The organism is Streptomyces sp. NPDC087263 (assembly GCF_044744645.1).
GTDB lineage: Bacteria > Actinomycetota > Actinomycetes > Streptomycetales > Streptomycetaceae > Streptomyces.
The window spans coordinates 74,694-83,008 of sequence record NZ_JBIUYT010000019.1 but is presented as its reverse complement, the minus strand read 5'-3'; the positions used below and the strand labels follow the sequence as shown (position 1 = coordinate 83,008).

Annotated in this window: 5 protein-coding genes; 3 read left to right on the top strand and 2 right to left on the bottom strand. The window is 68.9% G+C overall.

Features of this window, described 5'->3' with window-relative positions; translation table 11 throughout:
* The first annotated feature begins 426 nt into the window (after window positions 1-426).
* Window positions 427-876: a PTS glucose transporter subunit IIA gene (locus tag ACIPC1_RS39205; protein WP_384392372.1), complete on the top strand. Its 450-nt coding sequence runs from the start codon at window positions 427-429 to the stop codon at window positions 874-876.
* Between the two features lie 77 nt (window positions 877-953).
* Window positions 954-2,624, top strand: a complete 1,671-nt coding sequence (ptsP, locus tag ACIPC1_RS39200; protein ID WP_402526301.1) for a phosphoenolpyruvate--protein phosphotransferase — start codon at window positions 954-956, stop codon at window positions 2,622-2,624.
* A 69-nt stretch (window positions 2,625-2,693) separates the two neighbouring features.
* On the opposite strand, the gene ACIPC1_RS39195 is transcribed toward ptsP, so the two are convergent.
* Together ACIPC1_RS39195 and ACIPC1_RS39190 are read right to left on the bottom strand one after the other, a co-directional pair.
* Window positions 2,694-3,581, bottom strand: coding sequence for a hypothetical protein (locus ACIPC1_RS39195; protein WP_402526298.1), 888 nt, complete (start codon window positions 3,579-3,581; stop codon window positions 2,694-2,696).
* Between the two features lie 120 nt (window positions 3,582-3,701).
* Window positions 3,702-5,669 carry an acetoacetate--CoA ligase gene (locus tag ACIPC1_RS39190; protein ID WP_402526296.1) on the bottom strand — a complete coding sequence of 656 codons (1,968 nt, stop codon included), beginning with the start codon at window positions 5,667-5,669 and terminating at the stop codon, window positions 3,702-3,704.
* A gap of 213 nt (window positions 5,670-5,882) precedes the next feature.
* Between ACIPC1_RS39190 and ACIPC1_RS39185 the strand changes: the two genes are divergently transcribed.
* Window positions 5,883-8,249: a TIM-barrel domain-containing protein gene (locus ACIPC1_RS39185; RefSeq protein ID WP_402526293.1), complete on the top strand. Its 2,367-nt coding sequence runs from the start codon at window positions 5,883-5,885 to the stop codon at window positions 8,247-8,249.
* The last annotated feature ends 66 nt before the right edge of the window (window positions 8,250-8,315 follow it).

Below are 8,315 nucleotides of genomic sequence, written 5' to 3'. Positions count from 1 at the left end.
CTTGGCGTTGATTTTTGGCACGCTGTTGAGTTCTCAAGGAACGGACACTTCCTTCGTACTCACCCGAGAGACTCTCTCAGGCTTTCCTCCGGGCGCTTCCCTTCGATGTTTCAAACTCTATCAGTGAATTTCCGTCTCTCTGACCACGGTCCCGCAGACATGCGGAACCAGACCCCGAGATAGGATCTGACAAGTTGAATGCTGCCGGACAAGGACACTTGATCGCGTCGCTCAGCCCCAAGGCAGGAGTAAGACTCTACATGGGGCGCTGGAGCGGGCGCAAATCGTTTGTGCCCTGCGCTACGGCCGCCAACGGGGGTCCTCTCGCAGGGAACCTGCACTTCATATGACATACCCTGCTGAGCAGTGCGCCGTCCGGACAGGTAGCGACGGCCCATATAAATCTCCGCCCCTGGGAGGCTTCCCATGACCACCGTGACGTCCCCTCTTGCAGGACGCGCCATCGGACTCACCGCGGTACCGGATCCCGTGTTCGCCGGGGCCATGGTCGGCCCCGGCATGGCGATCGACCCCGTGCGTGAACCTTCGGAGGCTGTCGCCCCCGTCGACGGAGTGATCGTCTCGCTTCACCCGCATGCTTTCGTCGTCGTCGACGGCGAAGGCCATGGTGTGCTCACGCACCTTGGTATCGACACCGTGCAGCTCAACGGCGAGGGCTTCGAACTGCTCGTCAACAAGGGTGACACCGTGACGCGCGGCCAGGCTGTCATTCGTTGGAACCCGGCTGCCGTCGAGGCGGCCGGCAAGTCCCCGGTGTGCCCGGTCGTGGCGCTCGAGGCCACGGCCGAGTCCCTCTCCGACGTCCGCGAGGACGGCGATGTGAAGGCCGGAGACGAGCTCTTCGGCTGGCAGTGACGTCAGCGCCGACGTAGACGACAAGCAGGACAACCACCGCAGCGGCGCTACCCGCCGCACTATCGGAGACGGGTGAGATGGAAACAACGCTGCGAGGCGTCGGCGTGAGCCACGGTGTGGCGATCGGCGAGGTTCGGCACATGGGAACGGCGGTTCTTGAACCGCCGGCCAGGCAGATCCCGACGGAGGACGCGGAGCGCGAACAGGGGCGTGCCCGCAAGGCCGTGGAGGATGTGGCAGCGGATCTGGTTGCGCGCGGCAATCTGGCGGGGGGCGAAGCGCAGGCGGTGCTCGAGGCGCAGGCCATGATGGCCGAGGACCCCGAGTTGATGGCCGATGTGGAACGGCGGATCGCTGTCGGCAGCACCGCCGAGCGCGCGGTCTATGACGCGTTCGCTGCCTATCGCGCGCTGTTGGCCGCCGCCGGTGAGTACCTCGCCGGTCGTGTTGCCGACCTCGACGACGTGCGGAATCGTATCGTCGCCCGGCTGCTCGGGGTGCCCATGCCCGGTGTGCCGGACAGCGACGAGCCGTACGTCCTTATAGCTCGTGACCTCGCTCCGGCGGACACCGCGCTGCTCGACCCGACTCTGGTGCTCGGTTTTGTCACCGAGGAGGGTGGGCCGACCAGCCACAGCGCGATCCTGGCACGGGCGCTCGGCGTTCCGGCCGTCGTCGCGCTGCCCGGTGCCGGCGAGCTCGCGGAGGGCACCGTGATCGCCGTGGACGGCAGCACCGGTGAGATCTTCGTGGAGCCGAGTGCCGGGAAGAAGGCGGAGTTGGAAGCGGCTGCGGCAAGGCGCAAGGCGGCGCTGTCCTCCTCCACCGGTCCCGGCGCCACGTCCGACGGGCACAAGGTGCCGCTGCTGGCCAATGTCGGGGGCCCTGCTGACGTGCCTGCCGCTCTCGAGGCCGGTGCTGAGGGTGTCGGTCTTTTCCGTACCGAGTTCCTCTTTCTGGACGACAGCAAGAAGGCGCCGTCCGAGGAGAAGCAGGTCGAGGCGTATCGGCAGGTTCTCGAGGCGTTTCCCGAGGGTCGGGTCGTGGTGCGTGTGCTCGACGCGGGCGCGGACAAGCCGCTCGACTTCCTGACTCCGGCCGACGAGCCGAACCCGGCGCTGGGTGTGCGGGGTCTCCGCTCGCTGCTCGACCACCCTGATGTGCTGCGTACACAGCTGACCGCCCTCGCCAAGGCTTCGGAGGGGCTGCCGGTCTACCTTGAGGTAATGGCTCCGATGGTCGCGGACCGCACCGACGCCAAGGCGTTCGCGGAGGCGTGCCGTGCGGCCGGGTTGCAGGCGAAGTTCGGCGCGATGGTGGAGATTCCGTCGGCCGCGCTTCGTGCGCGCTCGATCCTTCAGGAAGTCGAGTTCCTGTCCTTGGGAACCAACGACCTCGCGCAGTACACCTTCGCTGCCGACCGGCAGGTGGGTGCGGTGTCGCGTCTGCAGGATCCGTGGCAGCCCGCGCTGCTCGACCTGGTCGCGCTGTCCGCCGAGGCGGCGAAGGCCGAGGGCAAGAGTTGTGGTGTCTGCGGTGAGGCCGCGGCGGACCCGCTGCTCGCGTGTGTACTGACCGGTCTGGGGGTCACCTCCCTGTCGATGGGCGCCGCGTCGATTCCTTATGTCCGGACGGCGCTCGCCAAGTACACGCTGGCGCAGTGCGAGCGTGCCGCTGCCGCCGCGCGTGCGGCGGACACGGCAGAGGAGGCGCGCACGGCGGCGCAGAGGGTGCTGTCCGGCGAGTAGTCGGACCACGTCCTCGTTCGACTGTTGCTGAGGGGCGCTCCACCTTCTGGTGGGGCGCCCCTTTGGTGTTCAGTGTGCGTGACCCGCCATTCCTCCCTCTCCGAGGTCGGGTGGTGCGCAGTAGTCGACTCCTGATTCCGGAGAGACCAGGTCCCCGGACTCGGCGTCGGTGCAATAGGCGTCGAAGACCTCGGCCGCGGTGAGGGGATCCAGGACCTCACCGCGGAGTCGCCATCCGTAGACACGGTCGGTCTTGTCGTGGGCGGTGATGCGCATGACGAGTCCCCCGGCGCTCCGGGTGGCGATGCCGAGGGCCAGAACGGTGGTGAATTCGAGGGCTTCTGATTCGTCGAGGTGGATGGTGCCCGCGTTGTCGTTGGCTCGGAGTGCCGCGACGAGCGTTTCGGGCGCTGCCGTGACGCTGCACACGAGGTGGAGTTCGCCGGCTGCCGCGGTTTCGAGAATGCGGCTGAGCAAGTGGGAGGCGTGGGCGAAGGATGCGCGTCCGATGTCCTCACCGCAGGATGCGCAGTTGCCGATACGGGCCAGGAGTGTGGTCGCGTACTCCCAGGTCGCCTGGCGGACGGCCTCGTCGACGAGGTCCGGGACGAGCTCGTCGAGGGGCTGACCCTCGTACATGACGGTGGGTCCTGTCGCGGCCAGTTCAGCTGTGAAGCGGGTGCGGCTCGACGGGGCGTCGGGTTCCAGGCCGTTCTCGGCGCAGAACTCGGCGTATTCCTCGGGGTCGAAGAGCGCCACTTTGGTGTGGCCGCCCTGGGCGGCGAGGGTCCTGAGCAGGGATTCCACTTGCTGGAGGTAGGTGGTGTGGTCGTCGAAGGCGAACGTGCGATAGCGCCGCATCGCCGTGAAGTCCTGTTCATCGGTCAACAGGCCGATGGTGCCCGCGATTTCGCGGCGCAGGACGCGTCGCATGCTCTGGTGCTGGATGTGCGCCATGTTTCCCCCTGTGCGCAGTCGATCAATGCTCACTCACAGTAACGGGCGGCACTGACAACGTCGGCGGGCGAGGACGGTTCGCTGCGTCGCGGGGTGGCGGGGTGGCGGGGCGTACGTCCGTCAGGCGCGCTTTTGGGCCAGGTCTTCGTAGAAGCGCAGCAGTTCGACGTTGTCCACCGAGCCGAGGTTGACCGCTTTTTCCAGGGAGGTGCCTTGGAGGAGGCGCTTGATCGGGACTTCGATGCGCTTGCCCGTGAGGGTGTGGGGGACGCCGGGGACTTCGATGACCTCGTCCGGGACGTGGCGCGGTGAGAGCTGTTCGCGGATGGTCTGCTTGATGCGGGTCAGGAGGGCCTCGTCGAGTGCGGCACCGGGGGCGAGGTGTACGAAGAGCGGCATCCAGTAGCCGCCGTCGGGCTGTTCGATACCGATGACGAGCGACTCCTTGATCTCGGGGAGGCGTTCGACGGCTTCGTAGATGTCGGCCGAACCCATGCGCACGCCCTGGCGGTTGAGCGTGGAGTCCGAGCGGCCATGGATGAGGACGGAGCCGCGCGAGGTGACGGTGATCCAGTCGCCGTGGCGCCACACTCCGGGATACGTGTCGAAGTAGCTGTCGTGGTAGCGGCTGCCGTCGGGGTCGTTCCAGAAGCGGATGGGCATGGATGGCATCGGATTGGTGACCACGAGTTCACCGACTTCGTCGGTGAGGGGTTTGCCGCTGGGGTCCCAGGACTGGAGGTCGGTGCCGAGGCCGGCGGCCTGGAGTTCTCCGATGTACACCGGCAGTGTCGGGACGGCGCCCGCGAAACAGGAGCACACGTCGGTGCCGCCGCTGACGGACGCGATCCACAGGTCGTCGCGGACCTCGTCGTGGAGATAGCGGAACCCGTCGGGTGGCAAGGGCGAGCCGGTGGTGGCGACGCACTGCACGCGCGAGAGGTCGAAATCGTGGGAGGCGCGGACGCCCGCCTTTCGACACGCCATGACATACGCGGCGGACGTGCCGAACAGTGTCGCTCCCGTCCGTTCGGCGATGCGCCACTGGGCGCCTGTGTCCGGGTAGCCGGGGCTGCCGTCGTACAGGACGATCGTGGTGCCCGTGAGGAGCCCGGAGACGAGGAAGTTCCACATCATCCAGCCCGTGGACGTGTACCAGAAGAAGCGGTCCTCCGGGCCGAGGTCGCAGTGCAGACCGAGCTGTTTGAGGTGCTCTACGAGGATGCCGCCCTGGGACTGGACGATCGCCTTGGGGAGGCCGGTAGTGCCCGAGGAATAGAGCACCCACAGGGGATGGTCGAAGGGGACCTGCTCGAAGACGGGCTCCACGTCGGCGGAGGTCAGGGCGGACCATTCCAGGGCGCCCTGAGGAGACTCGGTGCCCAGCAGCGGAATGTGCACGACCGCGCGCAGGGTCGGCAGTTCGCGGCGCAGCTCGGCGACGGTGTCGCGGCGGTCGTGCTCCTTGCCTCCGTAGCGGTAGCCGTCGACCGTGAAGAGCACCACGGGTTCGACCTGCTGGAAGCGGTCGAGGACGCTGCGGGCGCCGAAATCGGGAGCACAGGACGTCCACACACCGCCCACGGCGGCTGTGGCGAGGAGGGCGATCACGGCCTGCGGGACGTTCGGGACATAGCCGCAGACCCGGTCCCCCGGGCGCACACCGAGTACGCGCAGTTCGGCGGCCAGGGAGCCCACCTGGCGCCGCAGCTCGGACCAGCTGATGGGGGTCGGCTCATGGGTCTCGTCGACGTACAGGAGCGCCGGTTCGTCCGAACGGGTGCCTGCCGCGCGCAGAGCATGCTCGGCGTAGTTGAGGGTCGCCCCGGGGAACCACTCGGCGCCGGGCATGGAACGGTCACCGAGCACGCGCGCGTAGGGGGTCGAAAACCGTACGTCGAACCATTCGGTGACGGCTTTCCAGAAGGTGTCCAGCTCGTCCACGGACCAGCGGTGCAGTGCCGCGTAGCCGCCCTCGGCCGGGGCTCCGTGCCTCTCCGCCGCCCAGGTCTGGAACTTCGTGATCTGCGCCTGGGCGATGCGTTCCTCGGTGGGCTGCCAGAGCGGTGAGGGGTTGGAGGTGGACATGGGGCGGCTCCCGGGCAGTGCGCGTCGTGGGCGTCTGTCGCGCACGAGCTGGGGTGTGCGCGTCACGCGGCTGTCATGGACGATGCCATGTGATCGACTTCGGCACCAGGGTGCGCCGCACATAGTCGCCGACATGAAGATGTGGTCTCACCACGGGTGAACGGCAGTTGAACCACTCACACTTACGGCCGAGTCAATGGCAGGCTGAGCAGCATGAACGGTCGTGACCTGGTGCGTTCGGTGAAGGCGGTCGGTTCGGCGGGGGCGGCCCAGGGGGCGCGTACCGTGCGAGCCGCGTGGCGCAGGCAGCGTGCCGATGCCATCGGGCTGCCCAAGCGGGGCGCCGAACGCGCCCGGGTACCAGGGCCTGTGCGGGGCGTGGAACCGGGCCCCGGCGGTGGAGTCGTCCGGTTCGCCCGCTCCGAGCTGAGGATCACGGTCACGGTGAACGGGGCGGTCTTCTGGGGATGGGACGGGGCGGACCCCGAACCGTCGTACGCGCTCGCCGGCCAGTGTCCGGAGCCGGATCCGCGGGCTGTCCTGGAGCCGGACAAGGACGGCGGTTGGCGGGTTGTCTCCGAGCGGGCGACGGTCGTGGTGTCGCGGCACGGAGCCGTCGAGGTGCACACCCCCGGTGGCGTGATGCTGCGCCGCGATCTGCCGCCCCGTTGGTGGGAGCCGGTCGACGGCGGCGCGGCCCGCTGGATGCAACGCTCCGAGGTGGCCGCCGACGCGCGGTTCTTCGGCCTGGGCGGGCGCGCGGGGGGCCCGCGGCTGCGCGGCGGGAAGTACCGGCTGTGGAACACGGATCCCGGGAAGGCCTTCGCGCCCGGTGACGATCCCCTGTACGTCACCATGCCCGTGCAGTTGGTGGTTGCCGACGCGGCCACCCATCTCGTGTTCCACGACACCTCGTGGGACGGCACGGTGACGTTGCGCGAGGGTGAGGAGGGCGCCGGCTCCGGGCACGACAGGGCCGGGTCGTGTGAGCTGCGGATGGACGGTGGCCCACTGCGGTGCTGGGTGATGGTGGGCACCCCCGCGCGCGTGCTGCACGCCTGGATCTCACTCACCGGGGCGCCCGCGCTGCCGCCCGGGTGGGCGCTGGGGCACCACCACGCGCGGTGGGGTTTCGGCAGTGCGCAGGAGGTGCGGCGGATCGTCGCGGGCTACCTGGAGCGTGGTCTTCCGCTCGATGCGGTCCACCTGGACATCGACCACTACGACGCGAATCAGGTGTTCACGGTGGACCGGGAGCACTTCCCGAAGATGCCGGAGCTCGCGGAGGAGCTGTTGCGCGACGGTGTCCGGCTGGTGTCGATCGTCGACGCGGCGGTCAAGGCGGAACCGGGCAACGCGGTGTACGACAGTGGTATCGCCGCGGACGCCTTCGTCCGGGATGTCTCGGGGCGGCTCGTGCGAGGTGTCGTATGGCCTGGAGAGTCGGTGTACCCGGACTTCACGAACCCGCGCGTGCGACGGTGGTGGGGCGGGCTCTACGAGGAGCGGCTCGCGCAGGGTTTCGCCGGGTTCTGGCACGACATGAACGAGCCGACGTCGTTCACGGCCTTCGGGGAGTCGACACTGCCGCGTTCGGCCCGGCACTCCCTGGAGGACCGCGGCGGTGACCACCGTGAGGCCCACAACGTGTACGCGCTGGGCATGGCCCGGGCGGGTTACGAGGGGCTGCGTGAACTTGCACCCCAGGAGCGGCCGTTCATCTTCTCGCGCTCCGGCTGGGCCGGAATGCAGCGCTACGGAGGGACCTGGTCCGGAGATGTGGCCACCGGCTGGCCCGGGCTGCGGGCGTCGCTGTCGCTCGTGTTGGGGCTGGGCCTGTGCGGGGTGCCGTACTCGGGGCCCGATGTGGGCGGCTTCGACGGCAGCCCGTCGCCCGAGCTGTATCTGCGGTGGTTCCAGCTCGGCGCGTATCTCCCGCTGTTCCGTACGCACGCGAGTCTGCGGGCGGGACGCAGGGAGCCCTGGGAGTTCGGTGACGACGTCCTGGAGCACGCGCGCGTGGCGCTCGTCGAACGGCGACGACTGCTCCCGTACTTCCTGACGCTGGCGCATCTGGCTCGTCGTACGGGCGCGCCCTATGTGCGGCCCGTGTGGTGGGGCGCGCCCGAGGACCGGGCGCTGCGCGACTGCGAGGACGCCTTCCTGCTCGGTGACTCTCTCTTGGTGGCGCCGGTGCTGGACCCCGGGGCGGACCGGCGTGCGGTACAGCTGCCACGGGGGCGCTGGTATGACACGGTCACTGAGGAGGCCTACGAAGGGCCGGCTCAGGTGCTGATCGCCGCCCCCTTGTCACGGATTCCGGTGCTGGCGCGGGCCGGCGCCGTCGTGCCCGTTCGGGGTGCCGATGGTGGACTGGAGCTTGAGGTGTGGGCTCCCGCGCGGGGGCGTGTCGGGGGCGGGCTTGTCGTGCCGGACACGGACGCTGGGTGGGACGAGCCGGAGATCGAGCGCTATGTGACGCGCTGGGAGGGGGCGCAGATGGTCGTCCAGCGGGATGGAGAGGGTGGCCTGAGTGAGCCTGCGTATCCGGTGCGGGTGCGGGGGCTCCGGACGCTGTGACGGCGTCGTGGCGTTGAAGCCGAGGGAGCGGCGGGCGGCGGCGCCAAAGGTAGCGTCACCGCCGTC

Excerpts from the sequence above, each read along its gene's own strand:
- ACIPC1_RS39190 (WP_402526296.1), bottom strand. The coding sequence starts at position 5,669 with ATGTCCACCTCCAACCCCTCACCGCTCTGGCAGCCCACCGAGGAACGC.
- ACIPC1_RS39185 (WP_402526293.1), top strand. The coding sequence starts at position 5,883 with ATGAACGGTCGTGACCTGGTGCGTTCGGTGAAGGCGGTCGGTTCGGCG.
- ACIPC1_RS39205 (WP_384392372.1), top strand. The coding sequence starts at position 427 with ATGACCACCGTGACGTCCCCTCTTGCAGGACGCGCCATCGGACTCACC.
- ptsP (WP_402526301.1), top strand. The coding sequence starts at position 954 with ATGGAAACAACGCTGCGAGGCGTCGGCGTGAGCCACGGTGTGGCGATC.
- ACIPC1_RS39195 (WP_402526298.1), bottom strand. The coding sequence starts at position 3,581 with ATGGCGCACATCCAGCACCAGAGCATGCGACGCGTCCTGCGCCGCGAA.